The organism is Pseudomonas sp. 3MA1 (assembly GCF_029237275.1).
Lineage (GTDB): Bacteria > Pseudomonadota > Gammaproteobacteria > Pseudomonadales > Pseudomonadaceae > Aquipseudomonas > Aquipseudomonas fluorescens_AP.
In genome coordinates, this window is sequence record NZ_JAACFX010000001.1 from 486,015 (window position 1) to 502,978 (window position 16,964).

The following is a 16,964-nucleotide window of genomic DNA, read 5'->3' on the forward strand; positions in this document are numbered from 1 at the left end:
TGCCTTGCCATGGACACCATGACCGAGAACGACTATCTGATCGCCTGGGGGCTCTACGCCTTCGCCGCCTTGGGCTGCCTGCTGGTGTGGATGCGCCTGACCCGCTGGATGTGGCGCTGGCTGCGTGAGCCGCTGCGCGTACTGGTGGCGGTGTTGTTGTTCAGCCCCACCATCATCGACCCGGTCAAGGAAAAATTTGCCCCGGCGGTGGCCATCACCGCCCTGGACATCGCCTTCAAGGTCGGCAACAACGCCTGGCGCGCAGTCTCCGATCTGTTCATGTACGGCATGATCGCCTTTGGCGTCTATCTGCTGTTCGTGCTGATCCGCTGGCCGATCGAGCGCGCCGCCAGGGAGCGCCGCGAGCGTAGCGAAGCGGCGAAAGCCGCGGCCAAGGCCGCCGAAGTGGAGGATGACCAGCCCTTTGGCGGTGCCGGCAACGACCGTTATGGTCGGCCTGCCGCGGGCACTCCCCTGAATACGCGGGTCGAGCCGCGTCTGTAACCTGGCCCCGGCATTGAAGCGAGAGTCCGAGCATGTGTGAGTTGTTGGGCATGAGCGCCAACGTACCGACCGATATCGTCTTCAGCTTTACCGGGCTGATGCAGCGGGGTGGCCGCACCGGCCCCCATCGCGACGGTTGGGGCATTGCCTTCTATGAAGGCCGTGGCCTGCGCCTGTTCCAGGACCCGGCGGCCAGCTGCGAGTCGGAAGTGGCCAATCTGGTGCAGCGCTATCCGATCAAGAGCGAAGTGGTGATCGGCCACATTCGCCAGGCCAACGTCGGCAAGGTCTGCCTGGCCAACACCCATCCCTTTGTCCGCGAACTCTGGGGCCGCAACTGGTGCTTCGCCCATAACGGCCAGCTGGCCGACTTCCAGCCCCAGGCCAGCTTCTATCGCCCGGTGGGCGATACCGACAGCGAGGCGGCGTTCTGCGATTTGCTCAACCGGGTGCGCGCAGCCTTTCCCGAACCGGTGGAGATCGAGCAACTGCTGCCGATCCTGATCCAGGCCTGCAGCGAATACCGTAGCAAAGGCGTGTTCAACGGCCTGCTCAGCGACGGTGACTGGCTGTTCTGCTTCTGCTCCACCAAGCTGGCGCAGATCACCCGGCGCGCGCCGTTCGGCCCGGCCCGGCTCAAGGATGTCGACGTGATCGTCGACTTCCAGGCGGAAACCACGCCCAACGACGTTGTGACGGTGATCGCCACCGAACCCCTGACCGAAAACGAAACCTGGACCCGCTATCAGCCGGGCCAATGGAGCCTGTGGCGGCGCGGTGAATGCGTCAGCCACGGCCAGACCGAATAAGGACATCTCTATGTTGCTCAGTTATCTGCGGCTGGTGTTGTTCGCCGCCGGCCTGTTGGTCGGTGTGCAAGTGCCGGGTTTCATCAGCGACTACGCCAAGCGCGTGGAAGCCCACCTGATTGAATCGCAGAACAGCCTGCGGGGCTTCCAGGCTACCGCGCAGCAGTTCTTCAAGGGCGATCTGAATGCCCTGGTGGCCCATTACCGGGCCAGTGAAGACCCGGTGTTTCGCAGCGATGCCGAGAGCCTGAGCGGCTTGCTGCATCGCCAGCTGGCCCTGGACAAGCAATACCAGGCGATGCAGGGCCCCTGGTACATCCGCCTGCTGCAAGTGGCCCTGGCGCCCGATCCTGAGATCCGCAAGGAAACCTGGGACGGCTACAGCTACCAGATCCTGCTGACCCCGGAAGCGATGATCTGGGGCATGAGCGGCGCCATGCTGCTGTCCTTCGGCCTTGAGTGCCTGTACCGCCTGATCGACTGGGTGGTCCTGGGTGGGCGGCGCCTGCGCCAGAGCCGTCCGATCGAAGAGCGCGACCTCAAGGGCCTCTGACCTCTGTAGGAGCCGGCTTGCCGGCAAAGGGACCCGCAAGTCCTGCGCCTGGCTGCAGATCGCTTTCGCTGGCAAGCCAGCTCCTGCGAAGAGGGGAGGGCGATGTTTACTGGGGGGCGATCAGCACCAGGTGATCCTCGCCGACCTTCTGCCCGTAGCGCTGCACCACGCGCTGGCACAGCTCCACGATGTCCTCCACCAGTTCCACGCCGACCCGCCATGACACCACCACCTGCAGGTTGGGCGGGCGCTGGTCGATGGCCAGCAGGGTCAGTTCGCCCCGGGCCAGTTCTTCGCGCACCAGCACCGGCGGCAGGGCGCCAATGCCGAAGCCGTCGCGCAGCAGGCGGGTGATGGCCGATACCGAGTTCACGCAATTGAGCCGTGGCGCCAGCACCCCGTTGGCCTGCATCAGGCTTAGCACTTGCTGGTGGGGCAGGGAGTTCTTCGAGTAGGTGATGATCCGCTCCTGGGCCAGTTCCGCAAGGCTGGCGTAGTCACGGTTGTAGATCGAATTGCTGGCGGCGATCCAGCCCACCGGGTGGCTGGCCACTTCCAGGCTGCGGATGCTTTCCTGGCGCAGCAGGTCGGTCTGCAGCACCAGGTCGAGAAAGCCTTTTTGCAGCTGGTCGCACAGATTCAGCGAGGTGTCGGCCACCAGCTCGATTTCCACTTGCGGATAGTGGTCCATCAGTTCCGTCACCAGGGGGCTGAGCCAGGTGTGGATCACCGTGTCCATGACCCCGATGCGTATCCGTCCGACCTTGCTCGACGGCGCCTCGATGGACTGTTTCAGCAGGTGCAGGGTGTCGAGCATCTGCTCGGCGTGCTCCAGCACCTTGAGTCCTTGCGGGGTCAGGCTGACGCCTCGGGAATCGCGCAGGAACAACTTGACCCCCAGTTCGCCTTCCAGCACCGCGATGCGGCTGGAGATCGCCGCCTGGGTGGTGAAGAGTTTTTCCGCGGTGAGGCTGAAGCTCTTGAGCCGCGCCACCCAGACGAAAGTTTCGAGAAACTTGAGATTCATGGGATCAACTTTTCTTATGCCTTGGGGCGGTTTTTATTAGTTGGACGCGCCGGGCGTCCGCGTCGAAGAATGCGCCAACCCACGATATGCGTCGTCTGGGCCCAGAACAACACCAATAAATCACCCTGGAGATCGCCATGAGTGCGCCCGAAACCCTGGCCGCCAAGGCCCCGCGCCGCGCCGGTCCGTTTGACTGGTACCGGGACATCAACCAGCAGGAGCGCCGCACCTTCTGGAGTTGCAAGATCGGTTATGGCCTGGATGGCATGGACACCCAGATGCTCAGTTTCGTGATCCCGACCCTGATCGCGTTGTGGGGCATCACCTCCGCCGAAGCCGGCCTGATCCATACCAGCACCTTGCTGGCCTCCGCCCTGGGAGGCTGGATCGCCGGGATTCTCTCCGACCGCATCGGCCGGGTACGCACCCTGCAACTCACCGTGCTGTGGTTCGCCTTTTTCACCTTTCTCTGCGGCCTGGCCCAGAACTACGAACAGTTGCTGATCGCCCGGACCCTGATGGGCTTCGGCTTCGGTGGCGAATGGACCGCCGGCGCGGTGCTGATCGGCGAGGTGATTCGCGCCAAGAACCGTGGCAAGGCGGTGGGCATGGTGCAGTCCGGCTGGGCGCTGGGCTGGGGCCTGACGGCGATCCTCTATGCGCTGCTGTTCTCCTGGCTGCCGCCGGAAGACGCCTGGCGCGGGCTGTTTCTGCTGGGCATCCTGCCGGCGATCTTCGTGATCTTCGTCCGTCGCCTGGTCAAGGATCCCGAGGTCTACCGGGAAACCCGCGCCCGTGAACTGCCCAGCAACCCGGTGCGGTTCTACGAGATCTTCGCCCCCGGGATCCTCAGCACCACCCTGCGTGCGTCCTTGCTGGCAGCGGGCGCCCAGGGCGGCTACTACGCCATCACCTTCTGGCTGCCGACCTATCTGAAGACCGAACGCGGCCTGAGCGTGCTGAGCACCGGCGGCTACCTGGCGATGGTGATCGCCGGCTCTTACGTGGGCTATGTGATCAGCGCCTACCTGACGGACATCCTCGGCCGCAAGAAGAACTTCGTGCTGTTCGCCGCCGGTTCTTTCACCATCGTCCTGCTTTACACGCAAATGCCGGTGAGCAACGCCGTGATGCTCTGGCTGGGCTTTCCCCTGGGCTTCTTCGCGTCGGGTATTTTCAGCGGCATGGGGGCGTTCCTCACCGAGCTGTTCCCCACCCGCATCCGCGGTTCCGGCCAGGGTTTCTGCTACAACAGCGGCCGGGCGCTGGCGGCGCTGTTTCCGCTGCTGATCGGCCTGCTCAGCCAGCACGTGCCCCTGAGCCTGGCCATCGGCAGCTTTGCCGCGGTGTCCTACGGCGTGGTGGTGCTGGCGGCCCTGAGCCTGCCGGAAACCCGCGGCAAGGAACTTGAGGCGCACTAACTGATAATCTGCGCGAACATTGCGCGACAGCCCTGCAGCTGACCCACAACAAGAACCACAGGAGCACCGACCATGAGCCGCCTGTTATTGAATTGCGACATCGGCGAAAGCTTTGGCAACTGGACCCTGGGCCTGGATGCCGAGGTGATGCCCTTTATCGACTGCGCCAACATTGCCTGCGGCTTCCATGCCGGCGACCCGGGCATCATGCGCAAGACCGTGGCCCTGGCCCTGGCCAATGGCGTGCGCATCGGCGCCCACCCGGCCTATCAGGATCTGGCCGGTTTCGGCCGCCGCTCCATGAGCTATTCGCCGGAGGAGATTCGGGACCTGCTGCACTACCAGATCGGCGCGCTGGACGGCATCTGCCGGGCCCAGGGCACGCGGGTCAGTTACGTCAAACCCCATGGCGCGATGTACAACGACATGATGGCCAAGCCGGCCCAGTTGCGGGCGGTGATCCAGGCGGTGGCGGCCTACGACCCGCAGCTGCCGCTGATGCTCATGGCCACCCGCGACAACAGCGCGGCCCGGGCGTTGGGCGATGAATACGGCGTGACCCTGTGGTTCGAAGCCTTCGCCGACCGGGCCTACGACAACGCCGGGCATCTAGTGTCGCGGCAGTTGCCGGGGGCGGTGCATCACGATCCGCAGACCATCCTCCAGCAAGCCTTGACCATCGCTCGGGGCGACACCCTGACCGCCAGCGATGGCAGTGCCTTGCTGCTGCAGGCCGACACCCTGTGCGTGCACGGCGACAACGCCAGTTCGGTGGCCGCGGTGCAGCGCATTCGCGAGGCCTTGAACCAGCAGTCCGGCCTATGAAACCACAGGTTGAAGTCGTCGCCATCGACTGCCTGATGGTGCGCTTGTTCGAGGTCATCGCCGAGGACAACATGCCCTGGATGCTGGCCGCCGCCCAAGGGCTGCGGCAAGCCTTTGGCGAGTCGCTGGTCGATCTGGTGCCGTCCTACACCACGCTGATGGTGCATTACGACCTGCTGGCCCTGAGCCCGTCCGAGGCCCGGCAGCGGGTCGAGGTCGCCTTGACCGATCTGGCGCCCAGTACCACTCAGGCCGGGCGCGAACATGTGCTGCCGGTGTGGTACGACCTCAGTGTCGGGCCGGAGCTGGCGCTGTTGTCCCGGCGCAGCGGGTTGTCGGTGGCGGAGGTGATCGAGCGTCACAGCCAGCGTGAATATCAAGTGTTTGCCCTGGGCTTCGCGCCCGGATTCGCCTTTATGGGGCTGGTGCAAGAGGCGCTGGCGGCGCCACGGTTGAACACCCCGCGCAAGCGGGTGGCGGCGGGCAGTGTGGGGATCGCCGAACGGCAGACCGCGGCCTACCCGGTGGTATCGCCGGGGGGCTGGAACCTGATCGGCCGTACCCCGAGCCGCCTGTTCGATCGCGAGCGCGACGGCTACAGCCTGATGCAGCCGGGGGACCGTGTGCGCTTTGCTGCCGTGGAGCGGACCGAGTTCCTGCGTCTGGGGGGCGATGACACGCCGCTGGAGGTGCCGGCATGAGCCGCTTGACGATCGAGGCCAGCACCCCGCTGTGCCTGCTGCAGGATGCCGGGCGTTTTGGCGTGCGCCATCTGGGCGTGACCCAGGGCGGGGCACTGGATTGGGTGTCGATGTCCTGGGCCAACTGGCTGCTGGGCAATGCCCTGGATGCGCCGGTGGTGGAAATCACCCTGGGCGGCTTCAGCCTCATGGCCGAGGACTATTGCCTGCTGGCCCTGGCCGGTGCTGATCTTGGGGCTTATGTGGATGAGCGGCCCTTGAGCCCGGGGCGCAGTTTCATCCTGCAAAAGGGCCAGCGCTTGCGCTTTACCCAGCCTTTCTTTGGCGCCCGGGCCTATCTGGCGGCGCCGGGTGGTTTCGACGCGCCCAAGGTCCTGGGCAGTTGCGCCAGTGTGCTGCGCGAAGCCCTGGGTGGGCTCGATGGTTACGGCCGGGCGCTGAGCGAGGGTGGGGTGCTGAGTTATTCGGGCACTGGTGGGGCGCTCAAGAGCCTGTCGGCTGCGCAGTTACCGGACTGGCAATCCGCGGCGCCGCTGGAGGTGATCCTCGGCGCTCAGATCGGCCGGTTTAGCGGCTTGAGCCTGTTCGACGCCTTCAACAGCACCTGGACCCTGGACAGCCGCGCCGATCGCATGGGCGCGCGCTTGCTCGGGCCGACCTTGGAGTATCAGGGCCCGCCGATGATTTCCGAGGGCATTCCCCTGGGGGCGATCCAGGTGCCACCGGACGGCCAGCCGATTGTCCTGCTCAATGACCGGCAGACCATTGGCGGCTATCCGCGCTTGGGGGCGTTGACGCCCTTGTCCCTGGCGCGGCTGGCGCAGTGTCTGCCGGGCAGCGAAGTGCGCCTGGCGCCGGTGGTGCAGGAAATGGCGCATCGGCAGCAGGTGGCGTTCTTGCGCAGGTTCGGGTGAGTGTCTGAAGGGCTTCGCTAGCAAGCTGGCTCCTACATCGTCTTGTAGGAGCCGGCTTGCCGGCGAACGGGTTTATTTGGACAAAAAGCGCATGCCTTCTTCCAGGCCGCGCAAGGTCAGCGGGTACATCTGGTCTTCGATCAACTCGCGGACGATGTTGGTCGAAGCGGTGTAGCCCCAGGTGTCCTTGGGGTAGGGGTTGATCCAGATGAGCTTCTTGTACTTCTCCATGAAGCGCTGCATCCACACATAACCGGCTTCTTCGTTCCAGTGCTCGACGCTGCCGCCGGCCTGGGTGATTTCGTAGGGCGCCATGGCGGCATCCCCGACGAAGATCACTTTGTAGTCGGCGCCGTACTTGTGCAGCAGGTCCTGGGTCGAGGTGCGCTCGGAACCGCGGCGCAGGTTGTTCTTCCACACCGACTCATAGATGAAGTTGTGGAAGTAGTAGTACTCCAGGTGCTTGAACTCGGTCTTGCAGGCCGAGAACAGTTCCTCGCAGATTTTTACGTGGGCATCCATGGAGCCGCCGATGTCGAACAGCAACAGCAGCTTGATGCTGTTGCGCCGTTCCGGGCGCATCTGGATGTTCAGCAGCCCGGCGTCGCGGGCGGTGTGGTCGATGGTGCCGTCGATGTCCAGCTCCTCCGCCGCACCCTGGCGGGCGAACTTGCGCAGCCGGCGCAGGGCCACCTTGATGTTGCGGGTGCCCAGTTCCACCGAGTCGTCGAGGTTCTTGTATTCGCGCTGGTCCCAGACTTTGACCGCCTTACCCTGGCGCTTGCCGGCATCGCCGACGCGAATGCCTTCGGGGTTGAAGCCGCCGGAGCCGAACGGGCTGGTGCCGCCGGTGCCGATCCATTTGTTGCCGCCGGCGTGGCGTTCCTTCTGTTCTTCCAGGCGCTTCTTGAATTCTTCGATGAGCTTGTCCAGGCCGCCCAGGGACTGGATCTGTGCCCGCTCTTCATCGGTCAGCGAACGCTCGAACTCCTTGCGCAGCCAATCCTCGGGGATCAGCGCCTGCAGGTGGTCGTCGAGTTTTTCCAGACCGTTGAAGTAGGCGCCGAAGGCCCGGTCGAATTTGTCGAAATGCCGTTCGTCCTTCACCAGGATTGCCCGGGCGAGATAGTAGAACTCGTCCATGTCGGCGAAGATCACGCGCTGCTTGAGCGCGTTGATCAGGTCCAGCAGCTCGCGCACCGACACCGGCACCTTGGCCGCGCGCATTTCATTGAACAGGTTGAGCAACATGGCATCAGCCTCTTAACGACTACCGCGACGGCTCATGAAGGCCAGGCGTTCGAGCAACTGCACATCCTGCTCGTTCTTCACCAGGGCGCCGGCCAGGGGCGGGATGGCCTTGGTCGGATCGCGCTCGCGCAGCACCGCTTCGCCGATGTTGTCGGCCATCAAGAGCTTGAGCCAGTCCACCAGTTCCGAGGTCGAGGGCTTCTTCTTCAGGCCCGGCACCTTGCGCACGTCGAAGAACACGTCCAGGGCTTCGCTGACCAGGTCCTTCTTGATGTCGGGGTAATGCACATCGACGATCTTCTGCAGGGTGCTGCGGTCGGGGAAAGCGATGTAGTGGAAGAAGCAGCGACGCAGGAAGGCGTCCGGCAGTTCCTTCTCGTTGTTGGAGGTAATGATGATGATCGGCCGCTGCTTGGCCTTGATGGTCTCGTCGATTTCGTAGACGTAGAACTCCATCTTGTCGAGCTCTTGCAGCAGGTCGTTGGGGAACTCGATGTCGGCCTTGTCGATCTCGTCGATCAAGAGGATCACCCGTTCCTCGGATTCGAAGGCTTCCCAGAGCTTGCCCTTCTTCAGGTAGTTGCGGATGTCGTGGACCTTGTCCACCCCCAACTGCGAGTCGCGCAGGCGGCTGACCGCGTCGTACTCGTACAGACCCTGGTGGGCCTTGGTGGTGGACTTGATGTGCCAGGTGATCAGCTTGGCGCCGAAGGATTCGGCCAGTTGCTCGGCGAGCATGGTCTTGCCGGTGCCGGGTTCGCCCTTGACCAGCAGCGGACGCTCCAGGGTGATGGCGGCGTTGACTGCCAGCTTCAGGTCATCGGTGGCGACGTATGCGCTGGTGCCTTCGAACTTCATCTGCAATTCCTCGAACGGTGACGGCGAGCTGCCCGGGGCAGGTCGGTTGAATAGATGCGATGCGCGACTATAACGCGGCGCCCGGTCGACTGTGAACGTGGACGCCCCATTCAGTCTCTGAATGGAGCGTCACGGGGTGACTCAGTCAGTCGAGGGCTTGGGCTGTTCATAGCGGGCATTGAAAGCCTGGATGAAACCATTGCGTAAAATCTGCAAAAACGCGGAGAACGCGCTGATATCTTGCCGATGCACGCTGCCGCTGAGTTCGACCCGGGTGGCGAACTGGTTCTTGCGCTGGTTCTTCAGCAGGGTTTCGCTGGCCCCCACCAAGGCCTCCCATACCGAGCGCAAAATGCTCTTGTTGCGGTTCTCCACGTCCTGCTGCCAGTTGAAGACTTCAACGTCTCGCAGCAACGGCTTGATATAGCCGTGCAACTGGCCCTTCTCGGCCTGGGCTTCGATCACCACGTCGCCGCGCCCGGCGTTGAAATCGAACTTGCCATAGGCCGAGGCGAAGTCGTTGAAGCGCTTGAGCTCGATATCCCGGGCCCGCAGGCGAAACTGGAAGTTCTCGAAGTTGCTCAAGGGGTCGAAGGTGGCGCTGCTCTCCATCGGGGCCTGGTCCTGGAGCAGGGCCTTGCCGTCGAAGCGCGCGTCGCGCTTGCCCTGGCTATCGACCACGTTGGTCAGGTTGTAGAAGCTGGCGTTGACCTGGGTGGCGCCGATGTTCACCGGCGGCGTGGAGCTGAAGTTGCGAAAGTGGATCTTGCCGTCTTCGATCCGCACCTCGTCGAGGGTGATGGGCAGCAGCTTGCCCAGCTGCGCCCGCCAGTCGGTGCCGGCACCGGTCTGCGAGGCCTGCTGGTCGGCGCCGCCGTCGACGAAGTTCAGCTCCGGCTGGACGAACAGCGCCTTGGCCACCACGGCGTGGTCGTACCAAAGTGAATGCCAGCTCACCGAGAGGTCGATCAGCGGCGCCTTGACGAAGGGCACCGGCACCTGGCCGCTGACCTTGACGATCTCCAGGCCGTTGATGCGGTAGGCGCCGCGCCACAGGGCCAGGTCGATGTCGCTGATGCGTCCGCGGTAGTCGCCCATGTCCGCCAGCTTGTCATTCAGGTAGTCGCGCACCAGGTAGGGCAGGGCGATGTGCAGGGCTACCAGCAGCAGCACCAGGCTTGCCAGGGTCCACAGGGGCCAACGGTAACGAGCTTTCATGATCAGCAGTCTCCGGCCGTATACAGGCATTGACTGCCTGTGATCGCAGTCGTTCGGCGCGACTGGACGCTCAAGGGCACCAGGCATACCCTTGGGAGCTTCTTCACTGCTGCATAAGGACCCAGCCATGAGCCGAATTTTTGCTGACAACGCCCATTCCATCGGTAATACGCCCTTGGTGCAGATCAACCGCATCGCCCCGCGCGGGGTGACCATCCTGGCCAAGATCGAAGGACGCAACCCGGGCTACTCGGTGAAGTGCCGGATCGGCGCCAACATGATCTGGGACGCCGAGAGCAGCGGCAAGCTCAAGCCGGGCATGACCATCGTCGAGCCCACCTCGGGCAATACCGGGATCGGCCTGGCCTTCGTTGCCGCGGCTCGTGGCTACAAGCTGATGCTGACCATGCCGGCGTCCATGAGCATCGAGCGGCGCAAGGTGCTCAAGGCCCTGGGCGCGGAACTGGTGCTGACCGAGCCGGCCAAGGGCATGAAGGGGGCGATTGAAAAGGCCGCCGAGATCCTCGCCAGCGATCCGTCCAAGTACTTCATGCCGCAGCAGTTCGATAATCCGGCCAACCCGGCGATCCACGAGAAAACCACTGGTCCGGAAATCTGGAACGACACCGACGGCGCGGTGGACGTGCTGGTGGCCGGGGTCGGCACCGGCGGCACCATCAGCGGCGTGTCGCGCTACATCAAGAAGACCCAGGGCAAGCCGATCCTCTCGGTGGCGGTGGAGCCGGCGACTTCGCCGGTGATCAGCCAGCAGCTCGCCGGTGCCGAGATCAAGCCCAGCCCCCACAAGATCCAGGGCATCGGCGCCGGTTTCGTGCCGAAGAACCTCGACCTGGCCATGGTCGACCGGGTGGAACTGGTGACCGATGAAGAGTCCAAGGCCATGGCCCTGCGCCTGATGCAGGAAGAGGGGATTCTCTGCGGGATTTCCTGTGGCGCGGCCATGGCGGTAGCGGTGCGCCTGGCGGAAACCCCGGAAATGCAGGGCAAGACCATCGTGGTGATCCTGCCGGACTCCGGCGAGCGCTATCTGTCGAGCATGCTGTTCAGCGACCTGTTCACCGAGCAGGAAAACCAGCAGTAACGCCCCCCAGGCATTCGCCGGCGAGCCTGCGAATGCTGATCCACATCAGGCAAGGGCCTGGCCGCTTGTGCTACTTAAGCGCCTTTGTTGCACGACCGTTAACACTGAATGTTGAGTCGTGCGGGTTTTTCCAGGGTCCAGGAGTGTTTATCATTGCCGGCTGCCAGGTCGGGTGAACACTCCCCCCACAGGTGCCTATTTCCAAGGAGTCGTTGCATGAGCTTTTCCTTTGCCGCCAAGTTCGCGGTGTTGTCGCTGTTCGTCGGCAGCATCCTTTACGTGCATCTGCGCGGCAAGGCGCGTCTGCCGGTACTGCGCCAGTTCGTCAACCATTCGGCGCTGTTCGCCCCCTATAACGCCTTGATGTACCTGTTCTCCGGGGTGCCTTCCAAGCCTTACCTGGACCGCAGCAAGTTCCCCGAGCTGGACATCCTGCGGGACAACTGGGAAGTGATCCGCGAAGAGGCCATGCACCTGTTCGACGAGGGCTATATCCGCGCGGCCGAGAAGAACAACGATGCCGGCTTCGGCTCGTTCTTCAAGAAGGGCTGGAAGCGTTTCTACCTCAAGTGGTACGACAAGCCGCTGCCTTCGGCCGAGGCGCTGTGCCCGAAGACCGTCGAGCTGGTGAGCGCGATTCCCAACGTCAAGGGCGCCATGTTCGCGCTGCTGCCCGGTGGCAGCCACCTCAACCCGCACCGCGATCCCTTTGCCGGTTCCCTGCGTTATCACCTGGGCCTGTCGACCCCCAACTCCGATGCCTGCCGTATTTTCGTCGACGGCCAGGAATACGCCTGGCGCGATGGTGAGGACGTGATGTTCGACGAAACCTATGTGCACTGGGTGAAGAACGAAACCGACGTCACCCGGGTCATTCTGTTCTGCGACATCGAACGGCCGTTGAGCAGCCCGCTGATGACCCGCATCAATCGCTGGGTCAGTGCCCAGTTGGGCCGCGCCACCGCGCCACAGAACCTCGACGACGAGCGCGTCGGCGGGATCAACCAGGCCTACGCCTGGAGCAAGCGTTTCAGCGACAGCTTCAGTGGCGTGGTCAAGCAGTGGAAGCGTCGCAATCCCAAGCTCTACCGCATTCTGCGCCCGGTGCTGGCGGTGCTGGTGCTGGTGGTCTTGTGGAAGTGGCTGTTCGGATAAGTCTTGCAATGAATATCGGGCGCCGGTTACATTCGGCGCCCGATGAGTCAGCCGACTCATGGTTTTTTCCCTTCAAGAAAGATCAGCACATGGCCTTTTCCCCCCTCAACGCGGTAGTGCTTTCAGCGGTCAACGCTGGCGTCGTGCCGTGCGGGAATCAGCAGCCTGTGCAGATCGGTCAGTACCCCCCACCTGTCAGTAGCACGCCGGTGTACGCAGTCGTATCACCGCCGGGCGTTGGCTTCTCGGGCTGATCAGCAACCGCTGCTGTTCCCTGTGCCCGCCTGAACCAAACACTACTGAACTTCAGCCTCGGCTGAATTGGCTTCTTGCCTGATTACAGGTGGTATTCATGTTGCTCATGTCCAAAAAGTCCGCACTTGCGGCGGCTTCCACGAGCCTGTTCGTCCTGCTCTGGAGCAGTGGCGCGATTTTCTCCAAATGGGGGCTGGCCCACGCTTCGCCCTTTGCCTTCCTGCTGCTGCGCTTTGCCATCGCCTTGATCGGCCTGCTGCTGCTCATGCCCCTGCTCAAGCTGCGGCTGCCCCGGGGACGCCGGGCCATGGGCTTTGCCATGGCCACGGGGTTGGTGCTGCTGGGGGCCTACCAGATCTTCTACCTCCTGGCCCTGGACCTGAAGGTCACCCCCGGTGTGATGGCCACCATCATGGGGGTGCAGCCGATCCTCACCGTGGTGCTGATGGAGCGCCAGCGTTCCTGGAGCCGCCTGTTCGGCCTCGGCCTGGGGCTCGCCGGGCTGATCATGGTGGTGTACCAGGGCATCGGGATGGCGGGGATGTCCGTCTCCGGCATGCTCTGCGGCCTGCTGGCCCTGGTCAGCATGACCGCCGGTTCGATCATGCAGAAGCGCATCACCGACAACCCCTTGGGCACTCTGCCGGTGCAGTACCTGGCGGGCCTGCTGCTGTGCGCGCTGTTCGTGCCGTTCCAGCCGTTTCACGTCGAGTACAGCGCCGGCTTCGTGATCGCGCTGCTGTGGATGGCTCTGGTGGTGTCGGTACTGGCCACCCTGTTGCTGTACCGCTTGATCGCTCAAGGCAACCTAGTGAATGTCACCAGCCTGTTCTATCTGGTGCCGGCGGTGACCGCACTGATGGACTTTGTGTTTTTCGGCAATCGTCTGGCCTGGCTGAGCCTGATGGGCATGGGCCTGATCATTGTCGGCCTGGTCTTCGTGTTCCGTCGGAGCGCCTGATAGTCGCGGGCGACGATCTTCGCGGTGGTTGCCCAGACCTGCGGCCGAGCGCAATGCTCGGCCGCTTTTGCCCATTATTGATTCAATTAATGATCGACTATAAGCAAGAATAGTGGCTAGATGCCACTATCGTCGTGTAGTTCTTTGCCGGTCAGTAAAGGTCTGATTTCAAACCTTGCATGTGCACGTAATGAGCGACTGAAGCGAACCCTAGAGGTTCTTTTGATAACCAGATGTTTGGACTTCTTTGTTGGTATTCCAAATTAGTCCATCAGACAAACCTGAAAAACTAAAGCCGGTACCTAGACTGACGACATAGTCCTTAAACAAAGGAGAGTCAGTATGAACGTAACGTTCGCTTCAACCGCTTTCGGTTTGCTTTTGGGACTGTCGAGCAGTTGCTTCGCCGCTGCTCCCGTGGCGCAAGGCGTCATCCGCTTTACCGGCAGTATTGTCGAGTCCAATTGCGCGTCCAGCGCTGCCAGCACCGGCTTGAGTCTGCGCCAGTGCCCTCAGGGGTCACGGGGTGGGGCGATTGATGTGACCCGGGTCGGGACCAGTGTCAGCGCGGTGGATCGTTCCGCGGTCAAGCTCAAGCTCCTGGCCGACAGTGGTTCCCAGGGCCGTTACTACGACCAGCAGTACGCCTTCGTCGATCAGTCCGGCAAGGCGGTGACCTCCGGCACTTACCTGATTACCCTGAGCGTTCCATAGGGCCGCCGCCAGCGTTGCGACTCGGAGCCCCGGGCACACCGAGTCGCAGGCTGATCAGAACCAGGCGCTGCCTCAGGCCGCAGATCTTGCAGTGGGCCGCAGCACCAGCCACAGCGCCACGCCAATCAGCGCACCGCCATACAGGTGCGCCATGGACAGTGGCTCATCCAGCAGCAAGGCTCCCCACAACACGCCGAACGGCGGAATCATGAAGGTCACGGTCATTGATCGCACCGGACCGATGGCGCTGAGCAGACGGAAATACAGCACATAGGCAAACGCCGTGCAGCCCAGCCCCAAGCCCAGCAACGACAGCCACACGCTCCAGCCACCCCAACTGGCCGGCGGCTGGCTGATGGCGTTATAGGCGAACAGCGGCAACAGCAGCAGGCTGGCCCCGAGCATGCTGCCCAGGGCCGAGAGACGACTGTCCAGGCCGCCGGCCTGATCCAGCCAGCGCCGGGCGAGGAACCCGGCAAAGCCGTAGCAGGTGGTGGCCATCAAGCAGGACAGGGCGCCCAGCAGCAGATCATGGTCGAAGGCCACGGGGCCGGCGCGGGTCAGGATGCCGACGCCGAACAGACCCAGGCAGACGCCGGCGATCTTGCTCAGGCTCAGCCGCTCATGAAAGAACAGCCCGCCGATCAACACCCCCATCAAGGGCGTGGTGGCGTTGAAGATCGCCGAGTAGCCGGCGGGCAGTACCTGGGCGGCCACCGAATACATGGTTGCCGGGATTCCGGAGTTGATCACGCCCAGCAGCAGCACGGTCTTGAGCTTGCCGCGAAAATTCCAGTCGACCCGCATCAGCGCCAGCATGACCAAGAGCCCGAGCGCGGCGATCGACACCCGGAAGAACGCCGTGGGCACGCTGCCCAGCACCGGGGCGATGATGCGCATGAACAAAAAGCTCGCGCCCCAGATGGCGGCCAGTGACAACAGGCGCAAGAGGTCGACTAGTCTCACGGCAATTTCCTTTATCGAAGGGCGGCGATCTTGCCCAGAGCCTGAGAGCATGGCAAACCCTATCGCACCCGCTACAGGATAAATCGCGTCACCAGCCCATTGAGGTCCACTGCCAGGCGCGACAGTTCCTGGCTGGCGGCGGAGGTCTGGGTGGCGCCCGCAGCCGTCTGGGTCGACAGGTCGCGGATGTTCACCAGGCTGCGGTCCACATCCCGGGCCACCAGGGCCTGCTGCTCGGCGGCACTGGCGATCACCAGGTTGCGCTGGCTGATCTGCGAGATCGCCCCGGTGATCTTCTCCAGCGCGCTGCCGGCGCCGTTGGCTTGCTGCAGGGTTTGCCCGGCCTGTTCGGCGCTGCTCTGCAGGGCGCTGACGGTGGCGTCGGTGCCGTGCTGGATACGGTTGATCATCTGTTCGATTTCTTCGGTGGAGTCCTGGGTGCGTTGCGCCAGGGAGCGCACTTCGTCGGCCACCACGGCGAAACCGCGGCCGGCCTCGCCAGCCCGGGCCGCCTCGATCGCGGCATTCAGCGCCAGCAGGTTGGTCTGGCCGGCAATGGCCCGGATCACCTCCAGCACTTTGCTGATGTCCTGGGCCTGGGACGCCAGCCCCTGGGCCTGCTCCGAGGCATCCAGTACCTGGCTGACCAGATGCTGGATCGACTCGATGGTCTGGCTGACCTGCTGATGCCCGTGGCGGCTGTCCTGGTCCGAGGCTTGGGAGGCTTCGGCGCTGGAGACGGCGTTGCCGGCCACTTCATCCACCGCCGCGCTCATTTGCGTGACCGCGGTGGCGGCCTGCTCGATTTCATCGTTCTGCAACTGCAGGCCGCGGGTGCTCTGTTCCATCACCGAGCTCATTTCCTCGGCGGCCGAGGCCAACTGCCGCGATGAGTCGGCGATGCCGCGGATGGTCGAACGCAGGTTGTCCTGCATGCCGGCCAGGGCCGTCAGCAATTGCGCCGGCTCGTCCCGGCCCTGGCCATTGACGTTCTGGGTCAGGTCGCCGGCAGCGATGGTCCGGGCTATCGCCAGGGCCTGGGCCAGGGGCGCGGTGATGCTGCGGGTCAGTAACCAGGCCAGGAGCAGGGTGCTGGCCAGGGCGATGGCGATGATGATGCCGACGATCCACTGTGAGCGCTCATAGAGCGTGGCGGCTTCTTCGGCGGCGGTATCGGCGCCTTGCTGGTTGAACTGGATCAGGTCTTCCAGGGTGCTGTCCAGCTGGTTGCCCAGGGGAGCCAGTTCAGCGTTGAGTCGGCTGTAGGCCTGCTCCTTAAGGCCGCTATCGATCTGCTGGATGATGTCTTGCAGAAGGGTCGTGTACTGGTCGATGGCGTTTTTCAGCCGTGCCAGCAGCGCCGCTTCCTGCTCGTTGGTCAGCAGGGCCTTGTGCTGTTCCAGGCGTTGGGCCAGTTCCAGGCGTTCGTCGGCGATCATGCGCTTGCTTTTTTCCCGACTCAGGGGCTGGTCATTGACCAGCAGGCGCAGCGCTTCCAGGCGGATGGTGGCGATATTGGCGGCGCTGTCATGGATGTTCTCGATGCTGGGCATCCACGAGGCCTCGATGACTTTTGCACTTTCGCGCAGGGTTGCCATCTGCCCCAGGCAGAACAGCCCGACTGTCACCAGCAAAGCGGCCAGTACCGTAAAACTCAGGCTGGCTCGCAAGCCGATTCGAATATTCCTGATCGACATCATGTGCTCCTTGAAAACATTAAAAAAACATTC

Annotated in this window: 17 protein-coding genes; 11 read left to right on the forward strand and 6 right to left on the reverse strand. The window is 63.4% G+C overall.

Annotated elements, in window-relative coordinates:
- The first annotated feature begins 9 nt into the window (after positions 1–9).
- From GWQ44_RS02325 to GWQ44_RS02335, 3 genes are read left to right on the forward strand one after another with little or no spacing between them, the layout of a single operon-like run.
- Positions 10–504: an MFS transporter gene (locus GWQ44_RS02325; RefSeq protein ID WP_179597642.1), complete on the forward strand. Its 495-nt coding sequence runs from the start codon at positions 10–12 to the stop codon at positions 502–504.
- Between the two features lie 32 nt (positions 505–536).
- Positions 537–1,313 carry a class II glutamine amidotransferase gene (locus GWQ44_RS02330; RefSeq protein ID WP_047302515.1) on the forward strand — a complete coding sequence of 259 codons (777 nt, stop codon included), beginning with the start codon at positions 537–539 and terminating at the stop codon, positions 1,311–1,313.
- Between the two features lie 10 nt (positions 1,314–1,323).
- Positions 1,324–1,866 carry a DUF2937 family protein gene (locus GWQ44_RS02335; RefSeq protein WP_016965929.1) on the forward strand — a complete coding sequence of 181 codons (543 nt, stop codon included), beginning with the start codon at positions 1,324–1,326 and terminating at the stop codon, positions 1,864–1,866.
- A 106-nt stretch (positions 1,867–1,972) separates the two neighbouring features.
- On the opposite strand, the gene GWQ44_RS02340 is transcribed toward GWQ44_RS02335, so the two are convergent.
- Positions 1,973–2,893: a LysR family transcriptional regulator gene (locus tag GWQ44_RS02340; RefSeq protein ID WP_047302519.1), complete on the reverse strand. Its 921-nt coding sequence runs from the start codon at positions 2,891–2,893 to the stop codon at positions 1,973–1,975.
- A 137-nt stretch (positions 2,894–3,030) separates the two neighbouring features.
- Here GWQ44_RS02340 and GWQ44_RS02345 point away from each other — a divergent pair, with 137 nt between their 5' ends.
- The 4 genes from GWQ44_RS02345 (at position 3,031) to GWQ44_RS02360 (ending at position 6,754) form a co-directional block, all read left to right on the forward strand.
- Positions 3,031–4,314, forward strand: coding sequence for an MFS transporter (locus GWQ44_RS02345; RefSeq protein WP_275926568.1), 1,284 nt, complete (start codon positions 3,031–3,033; stop codon positions 4,312–4,314).
- Between the two features lie 72 nt (positions 4,315–4,386).
- Positions 4,387–5,139: a 5-oxoprolinase subunit PxpA gene (locus GWQ44_RS02350; protein ID WP_103741182.1), complete on the forward strand. Its 753-nt coding sequence runs from the start codon at positions 4,387–4,389 to the stop codon at positions 5,137–5,139.
- Complete coding sequence (gene pxpB, locus GWQ44_RS02355; RefSeq protein ID WP_275926569.1) at positions 5,136–5,840, forward strand: 5-oxoprolinase subunit PxpB; 705 nt, start codon at positions 5,136–5,138, stop codon at positions 5,838–5,840. Before GWQ44_RS02350 ends, pxpB begins: the two co-directional genes overlap by 4 nt.
- Positions 5,837–6,754, forward strand: coding sequence for a biotin-dependent carboxyltransferase family protein (locus tag GWQ44_RS02360; RefSeq protein ID WP_275926570.1), 918 nt, complete (start codon positions 5,837–5,839; stop codon positions 6,752–6,754). Before pxpB ends, GWQ44_RS02360 begins: the two co-directional genes overlap by 4 nt.
- 72 nt (positions 6,755–6,826) lie before the next feature.
- Here GWQ44_RS02360 and GWQ44_RS02365 read toward each other — a convergent pair whose 3' ends face one another.
- The 3 genes from GWQ44_RS02365 to GWQ44_RS02375 all read right to left on the reverse strand — a co-directional run bounded on the left by GWQ44_RS02365 (position 6,827) and on the right by GWQ44_RS02375 (position 10,081).
- On the reverse strand, positions 6,827–8,005 hold the full coding sequence (locus tag GWQ44_RS02365; RefSeq protein WP_016966760.1) for a VWA domain-containing protein: 1,179 nt from the start codon (positions 8,003–8,005) through the stop codon (positions 6,827–6,829).
- A 12-nt stretch (positions 8,006–8,017) separates the two neighbouring features.
- Positions 8,018–8,863 (reverse strand): MoxR family ATPase, encoded by an 846-nt coding sequence (locus GWQ44_RS02370; protein WP_016966758.1) that lies wholly within the window; start codon positions 8,861–8,863, stop codon positions 8,018–8,020.
- Between the two features lie 141 nt (positions 8,864–9,004).
- Complete coding sequence (locus GWQ44_RS02375) at positions 9,005–10,081, reverse strand: DUF748 domain-containing protein (protein ID WP_275926571.1); 1,077 nt, start codon at positions 10,079–10,081, stop codon at positions 9,005–9,007.
- Positions 10,082–10,208: 127 nt separating this feature from the next.
- Between GWQ44_RS02375 and cysK the strand changes: the two genes are divergently transcribed.
- The 4 genes from cysK (at position 10,209) to GWQ44_RS02395 (ending at position 14,268) form a co-directional block, all read left to right on the forward strand.
- Positions 10,209–11,183 (forward strand): cysteine synthase A, encoded by a 975-nt coding sequence (gene cysK / locus GWQ44_RS02380; protein WP_016966751.1) that lies wholly within the window; start codon positions 10,209–10,211, stop codon positions 11,181–11,183.
- A gap of 216 nt (positions 11,184–11,399) precedes the next feature.
- Positions 11,400–12,338, forward strand: coding sequence for an aspartyl/asparaginyl beta-hydroxylase domain-containing protein (locus GWQ44_RS02385; protein ID WP_016966749.1), 939 nt, complete (start codon positions 11,400–11,402; stop codon positions 12,336–12,338).
- Positions 12,339–12,690: 352 nt separating this feature from the next.
- Positions 12,691–13,554, forward strand: a complete 864-nt coding sequence (locus tag GWQ44_RS02390; RefSeq protein WP_047302528.1) for a DMT family transporter — start codon at positions 12,691–12,693, stop codon at positions 13,552–13,554.
- A 342-nt stretch (positions 13,555–13,896) separates the two neighbouring features.
- Positions 13,897–14,268, forward strand: a complete 372-nt coding sequence (locus GWQ44_RS02395) for a hypothetical protein (protein ID WP_016966746.1) — start codon at positions 13,897–13,899, stop codon at positions 14,266–14,268.
- A 72-nt stretch (positions 14,269–14,340) separates the two neighbouring features.
- Here GWQ44_RS02395 and GWQ44_RS02400 read toward each other — a convergent pair whose 3' ends face one another.
- A complete protein-coding gene (locus GWQ44_RS02400; protein ID WP_275926572.1) occupies positions 14,341–15,234 on the reverse strand; it encodes a DMT family transporter in 894 nt (297 codons plus the stop codon).
- 71 nt (positions 15,235–15,305) lie between these two features.
- Complete coding sequence (locus GWQ44_RS02405) at positions 15,306–16,931, reverse strand: methyl-accepting chemotaxis protein (protein WP_275926573.1); 1,626 nt, start codon at positions 16,929–16,931, stop codon at positions 15,306–15,308.
- Positions 16,932–16,964: the final 33 nt, after the last annotated feature.